The 24,157-nt window shown below is 61.6% G+C and carries 25 protein-coding genes; 19 read left to right on the top strand and 6 right to left on the bottom strand.

The genetic code is table 11. The features are described 5' to 3' along the window. Positions 1–7: 7 nt before the first annotated feature. Positions 8–925: a LysR family transcriptional regulator gene (locus E1956_RS29815; protein ID WP_134755990.1), complete on the top strand. Its 918-nt coding sequence runs from the start codon at positions 8–10 to the stop codon at positions 923–925. Here the strand turns inward: E1956_RS29815 and E1956_RS29810 are convergent. After that, positions 922–1,608: a TetR/AcrR family transcriptional regulator gene (locus E1956_RS29810; protein ID WP_134755988.1), complete on the bottom strand. Its 687-nt coding sequence runs from the start codon at positions 1,606–1,608 to the stop codon at positions 922–924. The two genes, E1956_RS29815 and E1956_RS29810, sit on opposite strands and share 4 nt — an antisense overlap. A 253-nt stretch (positions 1,609–1,861) precedes the next feature. On the opposite strand from E1956_RS29810, the gene E1956_RS29805 reads away from it, so the two are divergent. The 9 genes from E1956_RS29805 (at position 1,862) to E1956_RS29765 (ending at position 10,563) form a co-directional block, all read left to right on the top strand. Continuing rightward, complete coding sequence (locus E1956_RS29805; RefSeq protein ID WP_232072089.1) at positions 1,862–2,692, top strand: enoyl-CoA hydratase/isomerase family protein; 831 nt, start codon at positions 1,862–1,864, stop codon at positions 2,690–2,692. A gap of 2 nt (positions 2,693–2,694) precedes the next feature. Beyond that, on the top strand, positions 2,695–3,930 hold the full coding sequence (locus E1956_RS29800; protein ID WP_134755985.1) for a CaiB/BaiF CoA transferase family protein: 1,236 nt from the start codon (positions 2,695–2,697) through the stop codon (positions 3,928–3,930). Further along, positions 3,920–5,254 (top strand): fumarylacetoacetase, encoded by a 1,335-nt coding sequence (gene fahA, locus E1956_RS29795; RefSeq protein ID WP_167760160.1) that lies wholly within the window; start codon positions 3,920–3,922, stop codon positions 5,252–5,254. Before E1956_RS29800 ends, fahA begins: the two co-directional genes overlap by 11 nt. Before the next feature lie 89 nt (positions 5,255–5,343). Then, positions 5,344–6,699, top strand: coding sequence for an MFS transporter (locus tag E1956_RS29790; protein ID WP_134755982.1), 1,356 nt, complete (start codon positions 5,344–5,346; stop codon positions 6,697–6,699). A gap of 79 nt (positions 6,700–6,778) precedes the next feature. Next, positions 6,779–7,981 (top strand): porin, encoded by a 1,203-nt coding sequence (locus tag E1956_RS29785; protein ID WP_232072087.1) that lies wholly within the window; start codon positions 6,779–6,781, stop codon positions 7,979–7,981. Positions 7,982–8,111: 130 nt separating this feature from the next. Beyond that, complete coding sequence (locus E1956_RS29780; RefSeq protein WP_134755980.1) at positions 8,112–8,378, top strand: superinfection immunity protein; 267 nt, start codon at positions 8,112–8,114, stop codon at positions 8,376–8,378. A gap of 105 nt (positions 8,379–8,483) precedes the next feature. Beyond that, entirely contained in the window at positions 8,484–9,383 is a 900-nt protein-coding gene (locus tag E1956_RS29775) for a LysR family transcriptional regulator (RefSeq protein WP_134755978.1), read from the top strand. A 137-nt stretch (positions 9,384–9,520) separates the two neighbouring features. Further along, entirely contained in the window at positions 9,521–9,811 is a 291-nt protein-coding gene (locus E1956_RS29770; RefSeq protein ID WP_134755976.1) for a hypothetical protein, read from the top strand. A gap of 128 nt (positions 9,812–9,939) precedes the next feature. Further along, positions 9,940–10,563, top strand: a complete 624-nt coding sequence (locus tag E1956_RS29765) for a TetR/AcrR family transcriptional regulator (RefSeq protein ID WP_167760159.1) — start codon at positions 9,940–9,942, stop codon at positions 10,561–10,563. Positions 10,564–10,656: 93 nt separating this feature from the next. On the opposite strand, the gene E1956_RS29760 is transcribed toward E1956_RS29765, so the two are convergent. Continuing rightward, on the bottom strand, positions 10,657–11,157 hold the full coding sequence (locus tag E1956_RS29760) for a hypothetical protein (RefSeq protein ID WP_134755972.1): 501 nt from the start codon (positions 11,155–11,157) through the stop codon (positions 10,657–10,659). 281 nt (positions 11,158–11,438) lie between these two features. On the opposite strand from E1956_RS29760, the gene E1956_RS29755 reads away from it, so the two are divergent. The 9 genes from E1956_RS29755 (at position 11,439) to E1956_RS29715 (ending at position 20,114) form a co-directional block, all read left to right on the top strand. Next, positions 11,439–11,876, top strand: coding sequence for a cupin domain-containing protein (locus tag E1956_RS29755; protein WP_134755970.1), 438 nt, complete (start codon positions 11,439–11,441; stop codon positions 11,874–11,876). Positions 11,877–11,940: 64 nt separating this feature from the next. After that, the gene (locus E1956_RS29750) at positions 11,941–12,297 is read left to right on the top strand and encodes a nuclear transport factor 2 family protein (protein WP_134755968.1); all 357 of its coding nucleotides are present in this window, start codon (positions 11,941–11,943) and stop codon (positions 12,295–12,297) included. A 54-nt stretch (positions 12,298–12,351) separates the two neighbouring features. Next, the gene (locus E1956_RS29745; RefSeq protein ID WP_134755966.1) at positions 12,352–12,747 is read left to right on the top strand and encodes a VOC family protein; all 396 of its coding nucleotides are present in this window, start codon (positions 12,352–12,354) and stop codon (positions 12,745–12,747) included. A gap of 226 nt (positions 12,748–12,973) precedes the next feature. After that, positions 12,974–13,408: a MarR family winged helix-turn-helix transcriptional regulator gene (locus tag E1956_RS29740; protein ID WP_134755964.1), complete on the top strand. Its 435-nt coding sequence runs from the start codon at positions 12,974–12,976 to the stop codon at positions 13,406–13,408. Between the two features lie 374 nt (positions 13,409–13,782). Further along, positions 13,783–15,300 carry an efflux transporter outer membrane subunit gene (locus tag E1956_RS29735; protein WP_134755962.1) on the top strand — a complete coding sequence of 506 codons (1,518 nt, stop codon included), beginning with the start codon at positions 13,783–13,785 and terminating at the stop codon, positions 15,298–15,300. A gap of 69 nt (positions 15,301–15,369) precedes the next feature. Further along, positions 15,370–16,548 (top strand): HlyD/EmrA/EmrK family protein, encoded by a 1,179-nt coding sequence (locus E1956_RS29730; protein ID WP_134755961.1) that lies wholly within the window; start codon positions 15,370–15,372, stop codon positions 16,546–16,548. 72 nt (positions 16,549–16,620) lie between these two features. Then, the gene (locus tag E1956_RS29725; protein ID WP_134755959.1) at positions 16,621–18,180 is read left to right on the top strand and encodes a DHA2 family efflux MFS transporter permease subunit; all 1,560 of its coding nucleotides are present in this window, start codon (positions 16,621–16,623) and stop codon (positions 18,178–18,180) included. 134 nt (positions 18,181–18,314) lie between these two features. Further along, positions 18,315–19,499 carry a thiolase family protein gene (locus E1956_RS29720; protein WP_134755957.1) on the top strand — a complete coding sequence of 395 codons (1,185 nt, stop codon included), beginning with the start codon at positions 18,315–18,317 and terminating at the stop codon, positions 19,497–19,499. Between the two features lie 177 nt (positions 19,500–19,676). Next, complete coding sequence (locus E1956_RS29715) at positions 19,677–20,114, top strand: MarR family winged helix-turn-helix transcriptional regulator (protein ID WP_134755955.1); 438 nt, start codon at positions 19,677–19,679, stop codon at positions 20,112–20,114. Positions 20,115–20,134: 20 nt separating this feature from the next. Here the strand turns inward: E1956_RS29715 and E1956_RS29710 are convergent, their stop codons facing one another. The 4 genes from E1956_RS29710 to E1956_RS29695 form a co-directional block, all read right to left on the bottom strand. Continuing rightward, on the bottom strand, positions 20,135–21,091 hold the full coding sequence (locus E1956_RS29710; RefSeq protein ID WP_134755953.1) for a helix-turn-helix domain-containing protein: 957 nt from the start codon (positions 21,089–21,091) through the stop codon (positions 20,135–20,137). A 146-nt stretch (positions 21,092–21,237) separates the two neighbouring features. Continuing rightward, positions 21,238–22,149 (bottom strand): LysR family transcriptional regulator, encoded by a 912-nt coding sequence (locus E1956_RS29705; protein WP_134755951.1) that lies wholly within the window; start codon positions 22,147–22,149, stop codon positions 21,238–21,240. Between the two features lie 55 nt (positions 22,150–22,204). Next, positions 22,205–22,993, bottom strand: coding sequence for an enoyl-CoA hydratase/isomerase family protein (locus E1956_RS29700; protein ID WP_134755949.1), 789 nt, complete (start codon positions 22,991–22,993; stop codon positions 22,205–22,207). A gap of 28 nt (positions 22,994–23,021) precedes the next feature. Beyond that, positions 23,022–23,915, bottom strand: a complete 894-nt coding sequence (locus tag E1956_RS29695) for an alpha/beta hydrolase (protein ID WP_134755947.1) — start codon at positions 23,913–23,915, stop codon at positions 23,022–23,024. Positions 23,916–24,157: the final 242 nt, after the last annotated feature.

Raw genomic sequence — 24,157 nt, 5'->3', positions numbered from 1 at the left:
CGGCCCCATGGACTATATCGAAAGCTTGCGTATTTTTCGTACCGTCGTTGAGACAAAGGGCTTCAGGCGCGCGGCCGACGTGCTGGACACGACGCCGCCCGTCATTTCCCGGGCCATTGCCATGCTGGAGCAGCGGCTCGCAACCCGCCTGTTCAATCGCACTACGAGGCAAGTGTCACTTACGGAGCCGGCTGAGCGCATTTATGAGCGCTGCTGCCGAATTCTGGACGATCTTTCGAACCTTGAAGCGCAGATGACCGGCGAGACTCAAGTGCCCTCAGGTGTGCTGCGGGTGGTCGCGCACACCACGGCCACGAACAACCGGCTCGTCCCGCTCATCGCGAGGTTCAAGCGCAAGTATCCCGAAGTCACCCTCGATATCACCATGACCGAGCGTCCAGTCGATCTTGTCGCCGACGGGTTCGATCTGGGCATCGTGTTGCCGTTCATGCTGAGCTCGGAGCAGGCCGTGACCCGGCTGCTGGAGCGTGTACCGCTTGGCATCTTTGCGACGGAAGCGTATCTGGCGAACCACCCGCGCCCGCAGACGCCCGCTGACCTCGCCGGGCACAAGTTCGTGGTGATGCCGCCTTCCTTGCGCAAGCCTGCGCTGACGTTTCGCGGCGCAGGGCAAGAGGTTGCTACGGTGCCGATCAGCTATGACGTCGCGTCGAACAGTTCGATTTTTAACCGGGAGATGGTCCTTCGCGGCCTGGGGATCGGCGCCTTGCCGGTCCCGCTGGTTCAGGAGGAAATCCGCTCGGGCAAGCTCGTTCGGCTATTGGATCAGTTCAAGATCAAGGAGGGCGAAGTGGAGATCCGGCTGGCCTATAACACCCGCACGCTGATGCCGGCGAAGGTGCGGGCATTCATCGATTACGCGAGCGAATTCTTCGACGAACTGCCCGAGGATCAGGCAGCCTAAGCTTCAGCGTGCCGCTTCGCGGCCGGCAAGCCATTCATCACTTTCTCGAGATGGGCCGGTCCGGCGTCAATGGCGCTCAGGAACACGGAGATCGAGAAGTGGATCATCTGATCGAGTCGAACGGGAAGATCCGATCGCGGCACCCGGTCGGAAAGGATGAGCGTCGCGAGCCCGTGCTCGACGCCCCAGGCCGCGTGCGTGACCAACGTCAGCGCGTTTTTTTTCCAGCCGCTTTCGAGCGCCGCCTGCTCGACGACCTTTGCGAACAGCCCGAATGATTTCGTTCCTTCTTCGGTGAGCTCGGGATACAAATCGCGAGCGACGATCCGGGGGCCAACCATCAAGTCGAACAACCCCTTGTGCGTCTGAGCAAATTCGACGTACGCCCGCATCATCCGATAGGCCTTGGTCATTGCCGGGTCATCGGACTTCAATATGCCGCTGCGGATCGTCGCGAGATCGCGCCATCCGTCGGCCGCGATGGCCGCGAGCAACCCCTCCTTACCCGCGAAATGCCGTGATGGCGCTGCCTCGGAGACTCCGACGGCGCGCGCCAGGTATCTGAGACTCAGTTCATGAGCGCCAACTTCTTCGAGTGCGCGGCGGCCCTCCGCGATCAGGGCGTTGCGCAGATCGCCGTGGTGGTAGGGCGTGGCGGTCGCAGGGGGCGGTTTCGAACTCACAGTGCAAGAAGGCTCGGTAGAGGGGGCGAGTCATTATAGGCGGCCGTCTTTCCGGCACGCAATGATCTCTCCCCCGCGCCCCGGTAAATGGGGATCGGTTGAGTGGCGCGCTTCGAGGGCCTGGGATTACCCTGGTTTGCATCTAAGTTAACACTGTTATCATCGAGCCATACAGAACCTCTGGCTGAATGCCGGGACGATGGCAGGAAACCCGGGTTCAACGCTGAAGTTCCTTATGCCGTTTCGGCATCCTATGTATTTTTCCGAGCGTTTCAACCACCCCACCCGACATGCGTCGGGCCACGATGCAGGACGAGAGATGAGCACTGTCGAGTTTGAAAAGGACGGCGCGGTTGGCGTCGTCACGATGTCGAAGCCGCCCCATAACCTGATCGAGAATAATTTCTTGAATGATCTTCTCGCGGCCTACGGCAAGGCCGTCGACGAAGGTTGCCGCTCCATCCTGTTGCGCAGCGGCATGCGCCACTTCTGCGCCGGCGCCGACGTCGCCGGATTCACGGGCGGTGCCCGCCGTCGCGATCAGGCTGCCCTCGAGGAGCTGCTCGACGCGCTCGAGAACGTTCCGCTGCCCTCGGTTGCCGCGGTGCACGGCGGCGCGCTGGGTGGCGGATTCGAATTGGCGCTGACCTGCGACATGATCGTGGCAGCCGACACCGCGTTCTTTGCCGCGGCCGAGGCAAGCCTCGGGCTGCTGCCGCTGCTCGGAGGCGTGCAGCGTGTCGTGCAGCGTGCGGGCCCGGCCCGTGCGAAGGAGATCGCCATGTTCGGCCGGCGTCACGACCCCGTGGCGCTGGAACGTTGGGGCGTCATCAACCTCGTGACGGCCGAAGCGGAGCTGCCGGCCGTGTCGATGTCCTGGGCGCGCCAGTTGGCAGCCGGCCCAACGGTTGCCCTGAAGGGGATCAAGACGCTGGCCAATCTTTCGGCGCGCCACGGGATTGCGGGTGCCGATGCGCGCCAGACCGAAATCAGCAACATGATGTGGGCCAGTGCCGATCAAAAGCGCGGCCTTGAAGCGTTCGCAAAGTCGGGCCCGGGCTCGGCCATTTTCGAGGGGAACTGATCATGGGTGCTCCTCTCGATGGAATGAAGGTGATCGACTTCACGCGCGTGCTGGCGGGACCGCTGTGCACGAAGACGCTGCGCGATCTCGGCGCCGAAGTGATCAAGATCGAGCCGCCGGGCGGCGACACGGGCCGTGGCGGTGTCCCCCACATCGGCACGATGTCGGTCTATTACGCGCAGCAGAATGCAGGCAAGCGCAATCTCAGCCTGGACCTGAACTGGCCCGAGGCGCGAGCCATTGTCACGGATTTGTGCCGCGAAGCCGACATCATTGTCGAGAACTTCCGGCCGGGCACGCTGGCCCGTTTCGGGCTCGGCTATGAGCAGGTGCGCGAGTTCAATCCTGGTGTTGTGTACGTGTCGATGAGCGGTTATGGCCAGACTGGCCCATGGCGCAATCGCCCGGCTTTTGCGCCCACCGTGCAGGCGGAAACGGGGCTGACCGACATTCTGCGCGAGCACTATGAGTTCGGCCCCGACGACATGAAGAACGACGCGTGCAGCCATGCCGACGTCTATACGGGCCTGCATGGCGCGATCGCCGTTCTCGCCGCCCTGCAGCAGCGGCACCGGACGGGCGAAGGCCAGCACGTGGATGTCTCGATGGCCGCCACGATGCTCGCGGTCAACGAGCGTGCAGGCGCGCAGCTCTCGGGCGTGGACACCAACGGTGAGCCGCCCGCGTTGAGCGCCACGGAATCGCATATCTTCCGCATGCCCGATGGCCGCCACGTCACGATCGCGGCCAGCCCGATCTATTCGCCCATGTTCGTGCGCTTCTGTTCGATGATGCGCCGCACCGATCTGCTGCTCGATCCGCGGTTCGCGTCGGCCCATCTTCGTCGGCAAAACCTCGACGCGCTGCTGGCGGAAGTGCGCGCGTGGATTCTGACTTTCACCGACCTGGAAGAACTGCAGGCGCAGGTCAGCGAACAGGGTCTCGCAATCGGCGTCGTTCGTACCACCAATGAACTGGCCGAGTCCGAGTGGGCCGCGGATTGGGGTGCCATCGTGGAAGTCGACGACCGCAACGGCGGAACGATGCGTATGCCGGGTTCGCCGTGGCGGTTCAGTGGCGCGACCTTGCCGGCGCCCGGAATTCCCGCCTTTCAGGGCGAGCACAATATCGAATTGCTGACCGAGCGGAACGTCGACCCTGCGCTGATCCAGGAACTGCGCGAGCGCCGGATTCTGTTGAGCCGCAACAGCCTGCGCGGGGATTTCGATGCGCCTTGATCACACGCACGACATCGGTGCGAGGAGTTGGGTCGAATCGGCCAATGCGCCTCAAAGTGCGTTCCCTCTGCAGAATTTGCCGTTCGCCGTGTTTCGTCGCGCGGGCACGGCGGAGGCATTTCGCGGGGGCGTCGCTTTGGGCGACTACGTCATCGACCTCGAGGCCGTGGCGGCGCTCGGTGCCCTTTCTGGAATGGCAGCGCAAGCGGCCAGCGCGTGCGCCCAGCCCACGCTGAACGCGTTCTTCGCGTTGGGTCCGGACGCATGGCGCGCCTTGCGCCATGCGCTCTTCGCATGGTTCAAGGCGGGTGATTCGGCGGCACGCACCGGCGTTTCGATTGATGGGCTCACGAGCTGTCTGGTGCCGCGCAATGAGGTCGAGTACGCGCTACCGGCACAGATTGGCGACTACACGGACTTCTATACGTCTGTCGATCACGCGCGCAACATCGTCAAATTGATGCGCCCCGATGGCTCGCTCTCGCCGAATTTCCAGTGGATGCCGATCGCCTACCACAGCCGAGTGTCGAGCATCGGTTTGTCGGGGCAGCCTGTACGGCGGCCCGTTGGGCAGCGCCTCGCGGCTGGAAAGCGCGAGCCTGAACTCGGAGCGTCTGCCCGGCTCGACTACGAACTGGAATTGGGCATTTTCATTGGCGTGGGTAACGAGCAGGGGACGCGCATTCCCGTCGCGTCGGCGGATGAACACGTGTTTGGGCTCTGCCTGCTCAACGACTGGTCGGCGCGCGATATTCAAACGTGGGAGTCGGTGCCGCTTGGGCCGTTTCTCGCCAAGAACTTCGCCACCACGATTTCTCCGTGGATCGTCACCATGGACGCGCTCGCGCCGTTTCGCACGGCGCTGGCGCGACCCGAGGGAGACCCGCAGCCGCTCGACTACCTCTCCTCGCAGGCGTTGCCCGATCAAGCGGCGTTCGACATCCAGCTGGAAGTGGCGCTCGAAACGGCGGACGCACGGCGCAGCGGGAAGGGCGCCAGCCGTCTTTCTCGCACGAGTTTCCGCCACCAGTATTGGAGCATTGCGCAGATGGTTGCGCACCACACGATTGGTGGGTGCAATCTCCGTACAGGCGACTTGCTGGGGAGCGGAACCATCTCCGGGCCGACGGCTTCGGAGGCCGGCGCATTGATTGAGCTGTCGCGGGCTGGCCAGTCACCCGTCAAGCTCGACACAGGCGAGACGCGCGCATTCCTCGAAGACGGAGACGCGGTTGTCATGAGCGGCTGGTGCGAGCGTTCCGGTTTCGCGAGCATCGGCTTTGGCGAAAACCGCAGCGAAGTCCTCCCCGCAATTCTGGACTGAGAGAGTGTTCGTCTGGGCAACACCCGGACGGACCCATTTTCAAGTGATCCTGACAAAAGATCGGGACATTTGTGCCTGGAGACGAACCCATGAGCGTGTTGTGCGAAACAGACGCAGCAAAACCGGTCAGTGAATCGGACCGTGAGCTGAGCAAGGCGTTTTTGTCGTCGGAGTGGCGCATCATTCCGCTGCTCTTTTGCTTGTGGATGCTGGCGTGGGTGGACCGCGCCAATGTTGCCTTTGCGAAGCTGCAGATGCTGACCGATCTGCACTTCAGCGAAACGGCGTACGGACTCGGCGCCGGGCTGTTCTTTCTCGGCTACGTCGTGATGGGGGTTCCGAGCACCGCGCTCCAGCAACGGTGGGGCGCGCGGACCGTTATTTCGGCAATCGCAATAGGCTGGGGCATGACGAGCGTCGCGATGATGTTCGTGAGCTCGCCCACGGTGTTCTACGCGCTTCGCTTTCTTCTTGGTGCGTTCGAGGCGGGATTCTATCCTGGCGTCATTCTCTACTTCAACGAGTGGTTTCCGACGAAGCGCCGTACGCGCAATTTCAGCATCTTTCATTCCGCGGCGATTTGCTCGACCATTGCGGTTGGATTGAGCGGCGGCTTCGTGCTCGAACATATGAGCGGGGTGTTGGGCCTGGCCGGCTGGCGCTGGATGTTCGTGCTGCAGGCCGTTCCCACCGTGTTGCTCGGCTGCGTCGCAGCGGTTGTGCTACCCGATGGACCCGCTAATGCCCGTTGGCTCTCCGCTCGCGAACGCGAGATGATCTTGCAGAGTATCGCCGAAGACCGGCAGAAGTTTGCTCCCGCCCCCGGCCAATCGCCGGCGCTGTTTGCCAACCCGATGCTCTGGATGCTGGCGGGAATCTACTTCTGCATTTTGACCGCGAATTCCGCTTTGGGATTCTTCATGCCGACCATCCTGCATGAAGCGGGCTTTGGCGGCTATCGCGAGATCGGAAATGCCATTGCGGCGATCTGCCTGCTCGGTGCGGCCGGAAACATCGCATTTTCGACCTTCGCGAGCCGATATCGTGATAACCGCTGGTTTTGCGCGATGGCGTCGCTGGTTAGCGTGATCAGCTTGATGGTGCTGGTCTTTGCGTGGCACAGCAACCGGACGACGACGTTCTGTACGCTCGTGCTCGCCATTGCAGGAACCGGTGCCGGCGTGTCGTTATTCTGGCAAATCCCCACGCGGTTCCTGAAGCCGGGCGAAACCGCGCTGGCTGTCCCGCTCATCAGCTCGATTTCGAACCTCGCGGGTTTCCTCACGCCCTGGTTGACTGGTTATGTGCGGGATATCTCGGGAAGTTACGCAAGCGGATTCATCACGGCGGGTGCGATTCAGGCTATTTCGGCGGTTCTGCTGGTTGCCGGGATTCCTCTGATCGCGCGGCGAATGCAGTCAAATATTCAGGCGACTGAGGTCTAGCACCGAAGATCGCGCTGGAACACTCAACGAAGACTAGCTCTGATAAAAATAATAAGTTATCCGTATGAAAAGGAGATCTATGAAGATGATGGGAAAGAACCGGCTACGGGTTCTGTCTATGGCAATTGCCGGGGCGACGCCTGCCTTCGCGCTGGCGCAGAGCAGTGTGACGCTCTACGGGATCGTGGATGCCGGACTCAGCTATGTCAACAACGTCGCGACCCAGGCAGGTGGCGCAGGGGCCAGCAAGTTTCAGGAAACTAGCGGAGTTGGCTTGCCCTCCCGTTGGGGATTGCGCGGCAATGAAGATCTTGGCGGAGGAAACTCGGCCGTCTTCGTGCTGGAAAACGGCTTCAGCGTGGCAAACGGCACCATGTTGCAAGGTTCCCGTCTGTTTGGAAGACAGGCCTACGTGGGGCTGCAGAACAACGCAGTTGGCACGTTTTCGCTGGGGCGCCAGTATGAGCCGCTCGTCGATTTCGTTGGCCCGTTTGTGTCGTCGCGGCAATGGGGTACGCAGTATGGTGCCCACGTCGGCGACGTCGACAATCTCTATACCACGTTCCGGCTGAACAATACGGTCAAGTTCGAGAGCGCGAATTTCGCCGGATTCACGCTTGGCGGCCTCTACGCGTTCAGCAACCAGGCAGCTGGCGCAGAGGGAGAGGGCTTCCAGAACAATCGGGCATGGAGTGTTGGGGGAAGCTACGCACGTAATTCGCTTTCGGTGGGCGTCGCACATTTCCACCTCAGTAGCCCTTCGGCCGGGGGCACCGGCGGCAGCAATACGTCTGGTGCCGTCGTGGGGGACTACTCGAACACGACGTCGATCTTCTACACGCGGCCCGTGACTTCCCAGGACATCACCGGCGCCGGTATTGCGTACGAGGTCAACAAGTTTACGGTGGGCGGCGCGTATACCTTTGTAAAGCTGCGCTATAGCGATCACACCAACTTCTCGATCGGCAATTACGAAGTCAACGGCCGGTATCGGTTTACGCCTGCCTTGCAGGCCGGGGTGGCCGTCATCTATAGCGTGGGCAACGTGGGCGGCGCATCGTCGATGCCCGGCGTCAGCGACGGTCCGCATCCCCACTGGCTCCAGTTCAACAGCGGCGTGATCTATTCGATGAGCAAGCTCACCGATCTATACGGGGCTGTGGTGTATCAAAAGGCGCTGAACGGCGCGCTGGTGGCCGCCATCAACAATATTGGCGGCGCGACAGGAACGAACTCCCGTTATCAAGTCGCGGCGACGGTGGGCGTGAGACACCGTTTCTAGCGTTTGCCTGCGAAATGGGGTGCTATTGAACTTGCCAAATTGCACAACACTCTGGTGCCCGGCCTGAGGTTCAATCCGCGAGGAGGCCGACATAGAATCAGTCATCAAATGATTCAGGTCGAGGTATCAGATGCGTTCTGTCATTGCTTACGCTTTACTGGCTTTCGTTGCTGTCGCTTACTTTACGCCGTCGATGATCGCCCAGCGAAGGATGAAGGAGCAAGCGGCGAGAATATTCCTGTTCAATCTGCTGCTGGGTTGGACGGTGACGGGCTGGCTGGGCGTGCTGAGCTGGGCAACCAGCTCGCGAGAAGCCGATTTGCGCAGTGCGCAAAACGCGACCCGGTGGCATCGCTCGATTGGCGACGCGCGGCGCGCCCGCGGGCCGCGGTGCTGAGCAAACGGAGGGAATTGGCGTTCGATCGTCGCGCCGTTATGTGTATATTGCAGATGGCGCGGTAGGTATTTCATTACGAAATGCTTTCAAACGAGGCGGATGCTCATGGACTACGTTGAATCGTTGCGGGTGTTTCGTACCGTCGTTGAGGCGCGCAGCTTCACTCGGGCCGCCGACACGCTGGGCGTGACGACGCCGGTCGTTTCTCGGGCCATTGCGGCGCTGGAGCAGCGCCTGGGGGGCCGGCTGTTTCACCGGACCACCCGTCAAATCTCGATGACGGAAACCGCCGAGCGATTTTACGAGCGGTGTGTCCGGATCCTCGACGATCTCGATGCGCTCGAGGCGGAAACGTTCAACGAGGCCAAAGAGGCCACGGGCGTGCTGCGTCTGGTCGCGCATACCACCGCCACCGTCAATCTTCTGGTGCCGCTTCTGGCCAGCTTCAAGGTGCAGAACCCCAAGGTCGTCCTCGAAGTCACGCTCATCGAGCGCCCCGTCGATCTGGTTGCCGATGGATACGACCTGGGGATCGTCGTGCCATACATGCTCACCAGCGACACGACGGTGACGAAGCTGCTCGAACGCGTCCCGCAGGTCATCGTTGGCGCGCCGGAGTATCTCGAGAAGCATCGGCGTCCGAGTGAGCCCGCGGACCTTGCCGAGCATGTTTTTGTAGCGTTTTCTCCATCGATCAGGAAGCCAGCGCTGGCGTTCAAGGTTGGAGAGGAAGAAGTCTCGATTCCCTTGAAGTTCGATATTGCCTCCAACAATCCGATGTTTAACCGCGAGATGGTCCGCAAAGGGTTTGGTTTGGGGGTGTTGCCGGAAGCGCTGTTGCGCGATGAGCTCGCTTCCGGGCGCCTCGTGCGGCTGCTGGAAGATTTCGAATTGGCCGAAAGCGCCATCGAGCTGCGGCTGGCCTATGTGACGAGGACCCTGATGCCCGCAAAAGTTCGGGCGTTTATAGACCACGCAACGGCTTTCTTCGACTCGCAGCCCTAGTGCCACAGAAACGAATTCCGGCAACAATCTGTTCGGTTCCCGTCATTTATGTTTCACCCGTCCTGCCTTAGTCTGAATTGACGCCGCGCACACCGAGATTGCGGCGAATTTTCAGGCGATATCCGAAGGGGATTACGGTGAAACTAGCAGCAAGCATGATTATTGTGGCAGGCGTTTTTACGATGCCTGTCGTCGCGAACGCACAGTCCGTTTCTACGGCGGACAGCTTCCAGGCACAGTCGCAGCACACGGTCCCGGTTCAAACGGCCGCCGGCTACGCGAGTCAAGACGTCGATGGCTTGTCTCGTGAAACCCAGCCGGTTGCGGCCGGCAATGACCGATCGGGCGACCGCGGCCAATCGAATGAAACCCGGCGGACGGAAATGACGTACAGCTCCTATTCGCCGCCGGTCTACGTTGTGCGCTAGCACCGCCAGGCGTTGGCAGGTCACAGGCGTTCGATCCAATCAATCTCGTCATGCCGAATCGGGGTGAAATGCGCGATGACAGTGACAGTGTTGAGTCAATCCGGAATCGTGATGGCATGAGGCCGCGAGTGTCTGCCCTTGAGGCGCGCAAGGTTATTCTTGAGTCGGCAGTAGCGCTGGCGGGCGAGGACGGGTTCGAATCGGTGAGCCTTGCGCGCCTCGCCAGACACGCTGGACTTCACAAGATGGCGATCTATCGAGCGTTCGGCTCGCGAGAGGCACTGCTCGAAGCCTGCGTCGCGGAATTGTGCCAGCGTGAACGCAATCGATGGAAGATCATGGCGTCGTGTATCGATCAGCAGTCCTCTATGGACCAACGTGAACGTGATCGTGTCGTGGAAGTCATGGCCGACCTCGTAGTCGAACGACTATCGGCCTCTTCGATCAAGATCCTGGCATCGCAATCCATGGCGGAGGACCATCCGCACAGCATCAATCTGCGGGAGCACGAACAAGCATTTCGAGCGTTGTTGCTCACGCTGGCTCATTCAGCGGGTGTGCCAAATCGTGAAGCACTGGCGGATACGTTGATGCTGGTTTGCCGCGGCGTTGCGCTAACCCCACGCGTTGAACTGGACGCGCAACATGTTGATCAGCGCATTCGGGACTTGTCGCTTCACATCATACTTAGCTACGCCGATGGCATAGGCGGCCACAGACCCCTCTCGCACACGCAATCTTGCACCGCTTGATGATGCGCCGCGCGCGGCCCGATTGAGTGCCCGGTCAGGCGAGGCGGGCGCCTCGGCCTGACACATACACAAGCTGTAGACAGCAATTCGCGCTTACTTCACCTCATGTGGCACATCGATGCGCGGCCTGGATGCCACCGCCTTTTCCATGGCGGCAATGCGCGCGCTATCGAGCCCCAGGGTCTGCGCGGTGAAGACGGTGGTCCACGTCTTGCCGTCGATGCTCCACGTCCCGCTCGGAATCTCCTCGACGATGCAGAAGACTCGCGGCCCGCTGCCATCGCCCTCCGATCCATCGGCTTCAAGGACCGACGCGGTTAGCTCGCGAGTGAGATTGTCGATGCGAGCCTGATCCATGAACCCTGTCATGACGCGCACGTTGAGCCGGTAGATATTCTGACCGGGCACCCGGCCGGCGACCGTGATATGACGGCGCGGGCGTTCGTCGAAATAGACCCAGGCAACCGAGCCCGTTGTTGCGTTGACTTCAATGCCCTCCCAGCGTAGCGCGGTGGACCACATCTTGTCGGCCAGACGGCTTTGGGCGTCCGGACTCAACGAACCTTCTGCAAAAGTAAAGTCGATAAGCGGCATGTTTGCTCCTTGCGTATGGCTACCCACCTGTTGAGGAAGCCGATGACAGCCAGAGTAGCAACGCGATGTGCGCCGCGTTTGCTCGTCCGTGCACGAGTCGTTGCCGCAAGGTGCATTCGGGCAATCCCGGGCCAGGTCCCTGCATCGGCACCCGTGCGCTGCCAGGCAAGCGGCCTTGCGCTCCAGAGCAACTGCCGCGCGGGCGGCTGGCCTATCTTTGTCTCATCGACGCAAGACGTTCACCCCTTATGGACGCCGACTCGACTAACCAGGAGACGAAGATGGAAATCAAAGAGAAGATCCACGAAGAGGCCGTGCAGATTAACGAAATTCCGTGGAAGCCATTTCCCGATGCGCTTTCGCAAGGCGGCATACGCTGGAAGATGCTGCATGCGTCACCCGAAATGGGCGCTTGGACGGCTATCTTCGACTGCCCCGCTGGATCGTCCTTCAACGCGCATTTCCACGTGGGGCCGGGCGAGTATCTGTTGACGAAGGGAAGGATGGACGTGCGTGGCGGAAAGGAGCACGGAGGGGACACCGTTGTCGCCCCGGCTTACGGTTACGAGTCGGCCAACGCCCGGCACGACAAGACTTTTTTCCCCGTGGACAGCGAGTTCTACATGACCTTTCTCGGTCCGCTGTCATTTATCCGCGAGGACGGCACGCCGATTGTCGTTGTCACGTGGGACGAGGCGCAACGGGCCTACGCCGGCTGAGTGTCACCGGAGCTCGCACGCGCGTCGGGCGCGTGTGACCCAATCATTTGAGGAGTCGATTTCCATGACGGAAATTACCGCGCAAATCGAGGAAGCAACGAAGCGAGTCTTTGAACATCATCTTGGGGCGTTCGCGCAAGGACTCGATGCCATCCTGAGCGACTATGACGAGACCTCGGTACTGGTCACGCCGCAGCAGGTTTATCGCGGGCTCGACGAGATCCGTGGCTTCTTCAAGGGGTTCCTCGACGGTGCCGATCCCGCGTTCTGGCCAGCATTCAAGATCGTGAGCCAATGTGTCGCTCGCGAAGTGGCTTACTTCGCCTGGGAAGCGAAGCCCTGGGTCACGCTGGCAACGGACACGCTTGTCATCAGGAACGGGAAAATTTCCGTCCAGACCTTCACTTCGCTGTCCGCTTAATACTTGGCGGCGCGTCGAATGGCGCGTCGCGCAATTCTGCAAGGATTGAATAAATTGGCAAAGCTGATTCATACCATGATTCGGGTCCGGGAACTCGACCGGTCGCTCGAGTTCTACCGCGAGGCTTTCGGGTTGACCGAGAGCCACCGGCTTGACTTCCCGGACTTCGCCCTGGTTTACCTGCGCAACGCCGAAAACGATTTCGAAATCGAACTGACGTGGAACAAGGGCCGCGAGCCGGCCTACACCCACGGCGACGGTTACGGGCATGTGGCGGTTGCGGTCGCCGAACTCGAAGCGGAGCGGGCCCGTTTTGCGGCGCTCGGATTCGAGCCAACGCCTGTAAAGGAGTTCAAGGACGGGGACCAACTGCTCGCACGCTACTTCTTTGTTCAGGACCCCGATGGCTACAAGATTGAAGTGCTCGAGAAGTCGGGCCACTACGTCTGATCCCGCTGTTCTCCATACCGCATTCTCCCCAATCGCCGCATTCATTCGCCTTGTTGCACCGCGTCACCGGTGCGATGGGGCGTGCGAGCCATTGCAGCAAAAAACATTCAGCTTGTTTCTGAATGGCGGCTCGCGCACTCTCGCAAGAATATCGTTGTTCTGAAAGCGATAAATTGATGCCATCGACAGGATGGTTCGTCGGATTCGAGATCGATATTCTGTCGTCATGGATACTCTCTCCCTCTATGCCGACGATTGCTTCGCTGTCCGGCAAGCTGCCCGGCACATCTCGAAGCTGTATGAGCGTCACCTCTCCGAAGTGGGCATTACGCCGACCCAGTTCAGTATTTTGAGCACTTTGGATCGCGCTCCCGCACTGACCATGCAGGAAATGGCCGATGCGATGGTCATGGACAGAACAACCCTCATCCGCACGCTAAAGCCGTTGCAGCGCAGCGGCCTCGTTAGCGAGTCCGCCGAGCCGGGGAACAAGCGCCGCTTCAGGCTGCATATCACCGCGGCCGGCGAAGCGAAGCTGGCCGAGGCGGTAGGGCATTGGCGCACCGCTCAGGCCAGCTTCGAAACGAGCTTCGGCGAGCAGGAGGCTGCCCGCCTACGGCTGGAGCTCTTCAGACTCACAGGCGACCACACCGCACGCTAGCAGGCGCCCAGGCGCCGGTGTGCGGCCGACACAGCGCAAAGCATTCAACTCGCGCCAGCCAGGTAACAGGCAGGCACGTCAATCCGTCGTACGCCCCCGGTAATCCACTCCTCGTGCCGCTTCAGGCACGTATTGCGCGTCCCGGAACTCTGCCGGCAGGGCAAACCCATGGTCTTCCCCGCAGGACAGTGCCAATCAGATTGGCTGACTGTCGCTCTGTTGCGCGCGATGGCGAGTCCCGCAGGGAAATGGATCCGCGGTTTGCAACAATCTTGTGTCCTGGAGATCGTTGATGGCGTACGGACCCCACACTATTCTGTGTACATACACCTAACCACATGCGAAGGCATGCGACAGATATGGATGCTGAAAAAATGGAAATCAAGACGAAGATTCATCGCTCGTCCAGAAATTTGGGTACCTGGCTGTCCCCGCTAGCCGCCGCAGCAGCACTCACTTTGGCGGGCTGCGTGAACTACGCGGGCATCAAGAGCGATCACCAGATCGAGCCGCCGGCCAAATATGAAACTCAGCAGAGCTTGCCGACTGAAGGCGGGCAATGGCCTTCGCTTGACTGGTCCGGGCAGTTCGGCGATCCGCAACTGCCGAAGTTGATTGATGAAGCGCTGAAGGACAATCCGAGCATCGATGAAGCGCGTGCTCGCGTCGACAAGGCGGCCGCGTATGCCGGCAGCGCGAAGTCGACGCTCTATCCGAATGCAAGCGCCAGCTATTCGTGGCAGCGCAATCTCTACTCGGAGAACACCGTTTATCCGTCGCCGATCGGCGGCAGCTGGGAAAGCGAGAACACCTTGTTGACGGGCGCTTCCTGGGATCTCGACTTCTGGGGCAAGAATCACCAGAAGCTGAAGGGGGCCATCTCCGACGCGAACGTGTCCGAGGCCGAAATGGAGGAGGTGCGCATCACGCTCGCCACCTCGGTCGCAACGACTTACAACGAGCTCGCGCGTTTGTATGCATTGCGCGATATCGCCGCGAACGAACTAAAGAACCGGCAAGACATCGAGCAGATTACCAACGGACGCGTTCATGCCGGTCTGGACACGAACGTGGAACGGGAAACGGCCAATGGCGACACGGCGACCATCCGCTCGAGCGTGACGAGTCTCGATGGACAAATCACGACGGTGCGCTACCAGCTTGCTGCGCTGCTCGGTGCGGGCCCGGATCGCGGACTCGCTATCGCTGTTCCCACGCTTGGTACTGGTGCGACGGTTTCGTTGCCCGACAACCTGCCGGCGGATCTGATCTCGCGCCGCCCCGACCTCGTTGCCGCGTATTGGCAAGTCGATTCGGCGGCCCATGGCGTGAAGGAAGCGAAGGCCGAATTCTTCCCCGATATCAACCTCTCGGCCTCGCTGGGCCTGGACGCTTTCGGCTGGGGCCGCTTCCTGACCGCCGGCAGCCGCCAGATCCAGGCGGGTCCGGCCATTCACCTGCCGATTTTCGATGCCGGCGCGCTGCGCTCGCAGTTGAAGGGCCGCTATGCCGACTTCGACTACAACGTTGCGAACTACAACAAGACGCTGGTCAACGCACTGTCTGAGGTTGCCACGCAGGTCACGCTGATTCGTTCGACCGACAAGCAACTCGTGGATGCGCAAGCCGCACTCGATGCACAGACGAAGGCGTATCAACTCGCGGCCGTGCGCTACCGGTCCGGTTTGAACGAGCAGCTCCAGGTGCTGAATGCAGACGATAACCGCCTCGCCGCCGATCAGGCCGTGGCGAATCTGCAAATGGATCGACGCAACCAGCAGATCGCGCTAATCAAGGCAATGGGTGGCGGATTCGACGCCACGAAAACCGATCTCGCAACTCAATCGGGCACGCCGGATACGACGTTGTCTGCGCTGCATCCCAACCGCTGAAATTTTCCTCTTTAAACCGTTATGCGTCATCGATCGGTGACGTAGGCCAAGCTTTGTCGGAGAGCATCCATGAACCAGACTCAACCCGCTGTGAAAATTGAAAACGACGAGAACAAGGAAGAAGAGAAGAAGGGCGGAAAACGCAAATTCCTGCTTGCCACGCTGGTAGCGGCGCTGGCCGTTGCCGGAGTCGCCTATGGCACCTACTACGAGCTCGTTGCACGCTATCACGTTGACACCGACGACGCCTACGTGAACGGCAACGTCGTTCAGATCACGCCGCAGGTGACGGGCACCGTGGTGGCGGTGAATGCCGACAACACGCAGATCGTCAAGACGGGCGAGCCGGTCGTGCAACTGGACCCCGCCGATACGCGGATTGCCCTGCAACAGGCCGAAGCCGACCTCGGGCAGACGGTGCGCCGCGTGCATGGCCTCTATGCCGACGACGACCAGTACCGCGCGGAGATCGCGGAACGCCAGTCCGACCTGAACAAGGCACAGGACGATCTGCGCCGCCGGCTCGCAACCGGCGTCACGGGTGCGGTTTCGGAAGAGGATATCTCGCATGCACGCGACGCCGTCAACAACGCGAAGGCCGCGCTCGATGCCTCCACGCACAAGCTCGGCGCCAATCGCGCGCTCACGGCGAACACGACGGTCGATCAGCATCCGGACGTCCTCGCCAGCGCGGCACGGGTGCGGGACGCTTACCTTGCCTATTCGCGTACGACGCTGCCGGCTCCGGTGACGGGCTATGTCGCGCAGCGCACGGTGCAAGTCGGGCAGCGCGTATCGCCCGGCACGCCGCTCATGTCGGTGGTGCCGCTCAATCAGGTGTGGGTGGACGCGAACTTCAAGGAATGGCAGCTTCGGCACATCCGCGTGGGGCAGCCGGTGGAGCTGACGGCGGACGTCTATGGTTCGTCGACCGTGTATCACGGCAAGGTGGTCGGGTTCACGCCGGGGACTGGCTCAGCACTCGCGCTGCTGCCCGCCCAGAACGCAACGGGCAACTGGATCAAGGTGGTTCAACGTCTGCCGGTGCGCATTGAAATTCCGGTCGAAGAGCTGCAGAAGCACCCGCTGCGTGTCGGCTTGTCGATGAACGTCGACGTCAACACGAAAGACTCAAGCGGCGCGCAACTCGGTGCGGGCTCGACCTCGACCTACCAGACCAGCGTCTTCGTCCACTACGGCGACGAAGCCAATGCGGCGATTGCCAGCATCATCAAGGCAAACGACTGACGCGGTCATGGCGAAGTATTCGGCCTGACGGTTCAACCGGCAGTAAGGACTGCCACTCATCTCTGGATTGCCATGACTACCAGTCATCAGGAACATCCGCCCCTCACGGGGGCAGCTCTCGCGCTCGGCTCGCTGTGCGTGGGCCTCGCGGGCTTCATGACCGTGCTCGATTCGTCGATCGCCAACGTCGCCATTCCCACCATCTCGGGTAACCTGGGCGTCTCGGGCGACGAGGGCACCTGGGTGATCACGGTGTTTGCCGCCGCGAACTCGGTATCGATCCCGTTGACCGGCTGGTTGACGCAACGGTTGGGGCAGGTGCGCCTGTTCGTCGGGTCGATTCTGCTGTTCGTCTTTGCCTCGTGGCTGTGCGGCGTCGCGCCAACGCTCCCCATCTTGCTGATGGCGCGCGTGTTTCAGGGGGCGGTAGCCGGACCGCTGATTCCCATGTCGCAGGCACTGCTGCTCAGCTCATGGCCAAAGGCCAAGTCGGCGCTGGCACTGTCGTTATTCTCGATGATCGTCGTCACCGGCCCGATCGTGGGTCCCGCGCTGGGCGGCTGGGTGACCGACAGCTACAGCTGGTCGTGGATCTTTTACATCAATATCCCGGTGGGACTGCTTGCGGCAGGGGGCGTATGGGCACTCTACCGCCACCGCGATACGCCGCGCAAGAAGCTGCCGGTTGACATTGTTGGCTTGCTGCTGCTGATTGTCTGGGTGGCGTCGCTTCAGGTCATGCTGGACAAGGGCAAGGATCTGGACTGGTTTTCGTCGAACACGATTATCGTTCTGGCGATCACGGCAGCAGTGGGGCTTGCGCTCTTTATCATCTGGGAGCTCACGGACAAGAATCCCATGGTTGACCTGACGTTATTCAAGCAGCGCAATTTCCTCGGTGGAACCATTTCGATCGCCGTGGTGTATGGGATTTTCTTCGGGACGCTCGTGTTGCTTCCGCAATGGATGCAGGAGTACCTGGGCTACCGGGCGGTGGACGCAGGGCTGGCCACGGCGCCGCTGGGCATCTTCGCGGTGATAGGCGCGCCGATCATGGGCAAGATCCTGCCGCGCTCGGACGCCCGCATCATTGGCACCTGTGCGTTCGTTGGCTTCGCCATCGTGTACTACATGCGCTCGTTCTTCTACACGGACCTGAGCGAAGGCTACATCATCCTGCCGACGCTGCTGCAAGGGATCCCGATGGCGCTTTTCTTCGCACCGCTGACGGTCATCATCCTGTCGGGTCAGCCGCCTGCGAAGGTCCCCGCGGCGGCCGGTCTCTCGACCTTCGCACGGATGTTCTTTGGCGGAATCGGAACCTCGATCGCGAACGTCATCTGGAACAACAGAACGATTCTTCATCACGAGATCCTGACGCAGCAATCGAGCGCGACCAATCCGATGTTCAACCAGCAATTGGGCGCCTATCATTCGCTGCTCCATCTCGATCAAGGGGCCTCGTACGCACTGTTCGATCAGGTGGTCCAGACGCAGGCGGCAATGATGGGGTTGAACGACGTTTTCTACGGCTCCGCACTGGTGATGATCATCATCATCCCGCTGATCTGGATTACCAAGAGGCCGGGCAAGTCGGCCGCCGGAAGCGACGCCGCCGCAGCAGCACATTGAACGCAAGCACGGGCTGAAACGCTGCGTCTCGCATCCGGAAGAGGGCGAGGCGCAGCGACTACGGTTTGAATTACGGTGTGGTACGATCCAAAAAAGCGTGTATATACGCTGAATCCTCGAAAGGAGTATTGACGATGAGTGCTCGACAAGTAGTGATTTGCAATCCCGTTCGAACCCCAATCGGGGCATTCGGCGGAGCGTTGAAAGACGTGCCGGCGACCACGCTGGGCGCGGTTGCGGTGCGCGAAACGGTGCGTCGGAGCGGGATCGATGCGGCGGAACTGGCGTCGGTCGTGATGGGCAACGTCATTCAGGCCGGCAACCGGATGAACCCCGCGCGTCAGGCGGCCGTTGGCGGCGGCGTGCCGGTGGCGGTGCCGGCGCTCAGCGTGAATCGCGTGTGCGGATCGGGTGCGCAGGCGATTGCGAATGCCGCGCAGGAAATCTGGCTCGGATTCGGCGACGTTGCCGTGGCCGGGGGCATGGAGAACATGGACCGCGCGCCGTATCTGCTCGGCAGCGGCCGCTGGGGTCATCGCATGGGCAATGTCGAGATCATCGACAGCATGCTCACGGACGGTCTTGTCGATGCGTTCTCCGGCCAGCATTCCGGGTGGCACACGGAAGACCTCGTTGCGAAGCTCGAGATCAGCCGCGAGCGGCAGGACCGCTGGGCGGAGCGCTCGCAAAAGCGCTTTGCAGCGGCTCAAGCGCGAGGCGCATTCGACGGCGAACTCGTAGCGGTGGAGATCGAAGGGCGTAAGCAGGCTGTCAAGTTCGAACGCGACGAGCAGCCGCGTCCCGATACGACCTTCGAGGCGCTTGCGAAGCTGCGCCCGGCGTTCCGTCCCGATGGCACCATCACCGCCGGCAATGCGCCCGGGTTGAATAGCGGTGCGTCGGCGATGGTGGTGGCCGAGCGGCAGTATGCCGAGGCCCATGGCATCGAGCCGATTGCGAAGGTCGTGTCCTATGGCGTGGCGGCCGTCGAACCGGGCATGTTTGGACTGGGCCCCGTGCCCGCGGTGCAGATGGCGCTTGCACGGGCCGGCTGGTCGCTGAGCGACGTGCAGCGCTTCGAGATCAACGAAGCGTTTGCCGCCGTGCCGCTCGCGGTCCTGCAGCAACTCGGGATCGACGAAGAGCTGGTCAACGTCGAAGGCGGTGCGATCGCGCACGGGCACGCTATCGGCGCGACCGGTGCCGTATTGACGACTCGCCTCGCTCATTCCATGCAGCGTGACGGCATCAAGCGTGGCATCGTGACGTTGTGCATCGGCGGCGGGCAGGGCATTGCGGTGGCGCTGGAAGCGCTGTAGAGCACTGAAGTGCGTGCCGCGGCCTCCCGGTTTGCGGCACGCCAGTTCAGCACGAGTTTCACAGGGCGCCCCGATGGCGCCCTGTTTCCGTTTGCAGATTGGCTGCCTGGCGATAAACAATCTGCTATCGTCGTGCTCGGCTGGATGGGTGTCCGGCTCTAAAGTGAGGAAGTCCAGGTGGAACTCAAGCATTGCAACTGCGCGTCACTCCGGGGCGCGACGCGGGCCGTATCGCTCGCCTATGACGACGCCCTGCGGCCGAGCGGGCTGCGCGTCACGCAGTTTTCGATCCTCGCCAATGTCGCGTCGGCAAAAGAAGTATCGATGGGCGAACTCGCGGACCAGATCGCCATGGATCGAACCACACTCGCGCGCAATTTAAAGCCGCTCGAGCGCGATAAACTCATTCAGGTCGTGGTGGGAGAGGACCGGCGCGAGCGTATCGTCAGCGTGACTGCAACCGGACGCAAGACGCTGGAGCGCGCGATTCCGCTTTGGCGTGCTGTGCAGACGAGGTTCGAGGAAAAGGTCGGCAAGCGCGAAGCAAAGCGCATTCTGGAATTGACCCAATCGCTGATTCGCGTGGGACGTGAGCTTTCCGCTGAGAATGGCTAGACGCAGCGGGCCGTAGTGGGCTATAGCATCGCAGCACGGCGCGCGTCGCTGGGCGAGACGCCGTAACGCTCCTTGAACGTCCGGCAAAAATGGCTGACTGAATTGAAGCCCCAGCGGAATGCAACCTCGGAGATCTGAAGCCGCTGGAAGGCGGGATCGGTGAGCGCCTGTTTGCACGCGTGCAGGCGGCTGTTGAGGATATAGCCGGAGACGGTCATATCGCTGCGCTGGAACAGCATGTGCAGATATCGCAGCGAGATATGGTTCGCTTCGGCGATGCGCGTCGGATTCAGATCCTCCTCATGAAGATGCTGGAGGATAAAGTCCTGAACCCGTCGCAGCATGGCTGCGCTCGCATCGAAAGCGCTCGACGGTTGCAGCCCGGAGAGGGCAATGCCAAGCAGTTCGAGCGTGGACCGGCTTACGGAACCCTGTACGCTTTGATCGAGCGTCTCGATCTGGTTGGACAGGGCGAGCAGATGAACGGCGAGCAGCGAACCCACACCACTGCGGCTTTCGATCTTGCCACCTGAAGGCGGTTGTTTGCGCTCCGGCAGGCGTTCGCGCATCAGCGACCACGGGATCATCAGCGTCACCTTGTGGAGCCGTTCGAGCACTTCGAACTGCACCACCTGATCGGTCGTCCAGACGACGAGGTCGCCCGAAGTGACCTCGACGCCGGCATCCCCCATCTTGAAGCGCTCTCGGCCGCTAGTGGTCAACTGGACGCCGACATACAAGGCGTCGTCGTGGCTCAGTTGGCGGCGTGTCCTTTGCCCCATGCAGGGATCGCAAATCGTTTCAACAATGCCGGTGCCCGCAAAGTCGTGTTGCCGCACGCGCGCGTAGAACGTTGCCGGCAAGCGTTGCGGCACCTGCCATTCCTGGTAGCTGCGGCTCAGCGCATCTTGCCAGGCGTCGGTTCGGTCGCTTGTGGGGACCTGTTCGATCGACCATTCAGTGGAAGCGTTTGGCAAGTTCGTCTCCTGTTTCCAGACAGCGCGCCTCTTCTACGGAAGGCATCCACGCAATCATCAACACTACACGCTATGCGCCATGCTGGGCAGAGGGTGCATCCCTCATCGGCGGAGACTCGCTGCATTGCACCACGGCGAGAGAAGGATCAATGGCGGCGCAAGTATTCGTGCTGCTCGAACAATTCGATCACCCAGTCGATGAAGGCGCGGACCTTGGCGCTCAGATACCGGTTGGGTGCATAGAGCACGTGCACGGGAATCAGGCTTTGGTCCCAGTCGTCGAGCAAGGGCACCAGCTGGCCGCTCTCGATGGCTTCACGCACGCAATAGGTGGGCGCCTGAATGATGCCGAGGCTGGCCAGCCCTGCCGACAAGTAGGCATTGGTGTCGTTGACCACCAGTTTGTGGTTCAGCGCCAACTCGTACGCTTGCTCGCCATTGGCGAATTGAAAGGGCAGGGACCGGCCGTCGCGAGCCGAGCCCATCCCGACGGTCGGTTGCGCGCGTAAATCGTCGGGGGAATGGGGCGTGCCGTGAATCCGGAGATATTCCGGCGTCGCGCACGTCGTGAAGCCGAACTCGCCTATCTGGCGTGCAGCAAGGTACTGCGCGTCCATTTCCCCAGCGCGGATTGCGCAGTCGATGCCTTCCGCGACGAGGTCGGTATGCCGGTTGCCGATGTCGAGCTCGATATCGACATCGGGATAGAGGCGATAGAACTCGGCGAGGGCCGGTACGACCACGAGCGCGCCAATGGCTGCAGGCGTGACAACGCGGATCTTTCCCGAGGGCTTGGCGCGCGACTCCTTGGTCGACGACTCGATATCGGCGAGATCGGCAAGCAGGCGCACGACGCGCTCGTAGTAGGTCGCGCCTTCGGGCGTCACGGTAATGACTCGGGTCGTGCGGTGCAGCAAGCGGACCTTCAGATCGTCTTCCAGCTGCTGGATCAGCCTCGTCACCGTCGAGTTGGGCAAATCCAGCGTGTCGGCCGCTTTCGTGAATGTCCCGGCCTCGACCACGCGGACGAATGCGTTCATAGCGGCGATGCGGTCCATGATGGGTCTCCGCGTGACGGGAGGCATCATTAGACCGCAAACCGCGTTCATCCCGCTAGCGCCCCTTGAACTCCAGCACCGGTCGCGGACGGCCCGCGTTGAGGGCATCCACGGCGGAGCGCAGGCCGCGCCGGACATCGTCGGTTTCGAACAGCGGCATGGCAATGTCGAACATCGCTTCGTCGGCCGCGGAGACGCCACCTACAGCCCAGGCGCGCAGCAGCGCTTTGTGGGCCGCATACGCGCGCGTGGGGCCGCCGGCCACTTTCTCCGCGAAAGCCAGCGTTTCCTGCAGAAGGCTGTCGTCGGCGACCACGCGATTGACGATGCCGAAGTGGGCCATCGTGGCGGCCGGAACCTTCTCGGACGTCATCGCCCATTCGGCCGCGCGTGATCGCCCGGCGCGCTCGGCCGCTCGGTAGATGCCCCCGAGGATCGTAACGATCCCGAGGCTTTGCTCAGGATGCCCAAACGTGGCCGACTCCGCGGCAAAGATCATGTCGGCGCGCAGCGCCAGCTCGAATCCGCCACCGAAGCACAAGCCTTGCACCGCGGCGATCACCGGCAACGCGAGCCGCTCGAAGCGATTGAAGACCGAGAGGTAGTACTCGAAACGGGCGCGAAGTTCGCGAACGTCCGCATCGGGCCACGCCATGATGTCGCCGCCGAACGAGAAGTCCTTGCCCTCGCTTCGCACGACGACAACGCGTGCGTCGCTGCGTTCGATCGCGGTCACCGCGGCGGCGAGCTCATCGATCATCTGATCGTCGATGCGATTCTGAGGCGGGCGATTCAGGACGATGGTTGCAATGCGATCGTCGAAATGGACAGTCAAATGAGCCATGGAAAACCTTGGTCCGTGGATGGGGGCATTAGCCCAGGTGGAGCTTGAACCACTCGACGGCGGCTTCGCTGGACTGCTTGAACATGGAAAGATACGGATCGAAATGGCCGCCTTCGAGGGTCACGAGCCGCTTGGGCTGCAGTGCGCGTTCGTACGCGGCCAGCTCGAGGTCGGTCAGCGTGATGGTGTCTCGCGTCGCCACGACCATCAGCAGCGGAGTCGGCGAAACGCGGGCGATCCAGTGCCCCGGCTCATACATGCGAGCGGCGCGCGTGGAGCGGACCGTGACGTCGTTCTGCCAGACGCCTTCGGGCAGCGGCTGCAGGTAGAAGTCGATCGCATCCTTCGCGCGATACGACGCTGCAATGCCGGGGTCGGCGCTGACGATCGCCTGGCGGCGGGGCGGCTCGCCGCGCAATTGGGCGCGGTCGTCGTCGGCGAAGGCTTCTTCGATTGCGGGTACATGCTCGGGAGCAATCCGGCGCAGGCCCTGCTCATAGCCGCTGATCGTCGGAACTTGTGAGACGACACAACGTAGCCGCCGCTCCGTCGCGCCGAGCACGATGGCGTGGCCCCCGGCATAGCTGGTGCCCCACAAGCCAATGCGCTTCGGGTCCACGACCTCCAGCGTTTCCAGATAGCTGATTGCGCGTCGCCAGTCGGCGATCTGGCGCCACGGATCGATGTCGTGGCGCGGCGTGCCTTCACTCGCGCCGAAGCCGCGATGGTCGTGCAGAAGGACCACGAATCCCGCCTCGGCGAAGGCTTTAGCGAAGGGCTCGAGGCCGTGCTCTTTCACACCGGCATAGCCGTGCGCCATCGTGATCGCGGGACGCCGCCCAGTGCCAGGCGGCACGTAGAGCCAGCCACGCAGCTTGACGTTGCCATCGACTTCGAATTCCACGTCTGTACGTTTTACCAATTCAATCCCCTCTTGCAAGGATGCATCCGCCGGATCCCGCCGCTTTGAGATCGGGCGTGGCTTGCGGCTACTGTAGAAAAAGTCGCTGCGCAAGGGAAGGTGGCCCGGATGAATGCAACATTCGACATTTAGCAATAATGCGCCGACGCGTGAAACGATGGCATCCAGGCTTCGCTGCCGATTGTTCTTCCGCGCGCAATAACAAGTTCGCGCTGCAATGCTGTTGAGACGAGGCACTGGCT

This window comes from Paraburkholderia pallida, from assembly GCF_004524855.1.
Classification (GTDB): domain Bacteria; phylum Pseudomonadota; class Gammaproteobacteria; order Burkholderiales; family Burkholderiaceae; genus Paraburkholderia; species Paraburkholderia oxyphila.
This window is presented reverse-complemented; position numbering and strand designations above follow the sequence as displayed.